1 protein-coding gene is annotated in these 644 nt (G+C 43.0%); it reads right to left on the bottom strand.

Annotated features, from left to right (window positions below; genetic code table 11):
* The coding region (locus tag ACCI49_RS24990) for a transposase DNA-binding-containing protein (protein WP_371841968.1) at positions 1 to 623 on the bottom strand (623 nt) is incomplete at its 3' end.
* Positions 624 to 644 lie beyond the last annotated feature (21 nt).

The following is a 644-nucleotide window of genomic DNA, read 5'->3' as shown; positions in this document are numbered from 1 at the left end:
GTCGTATCTTCTCCATCGACCTCTAAGGTACGATTGGCCTTGGCTCGAATGATATAACTTGCACGACGCTGTTCATTTTGGTCTTCAGCTAATTGAAACCACTCATGAATATCCCCCTCTCTATCTGCGACGCTCACAATCGTGGTATTAGGGCAGTGTTCCTGTATCTGGCAGGCTGATTCGTAATGGTCTAGCCAGCGTCGACTTTCTTTATCTTGTATCGACTTTGTATGGCGAGAGTTAGCACTTGGTTCCTTATCTCGCTGCCACATACTACCCTCAACAATGCCCAGATTATCTCTGGATGGTGTTATAGCTATAGACGTATGTAGGAGTTGCTGATTGGTCTCTTTCCGCCGAAGTGTACCCATCTCTTTGCTTTCTAAATCGGTTGCAAAATTTAGGAACGTGGTATCTTGAGGAATAAGAACAACCGGCTGAGCCTTGATTCTTTCGAGAGTTGCAGATTTATGACCACTCATTATAGAGTCAAAGTTGACTTTATCATTTTCGATAAATCGATAAGCTGCAAAGGTTTCTGCCCAAGACTTATTTGCACAGGGGATACTATTCTGTGGATCGGAACTTAAATTCCTAAGAATATTGGACAATCGCTTATTCAATCGTACATCGCCCATAACTTG

It is taken from the genome of Microbulbifer epialgicus, assembly GCF_041447265.1.
GTDB classification, from domain to species: Bacteria; Pseudomonadota; Gammaproteobacteria; order Pseudomonadales; family Cellvibrionaceae; genus Microbulbifer; species Microbulbifer epialgicus.
The sequence above is the reverse complement of the archived record's forward strand: the minus strand, read 5'-3'. Positions and strand labels throughout refer to the sequence as shown.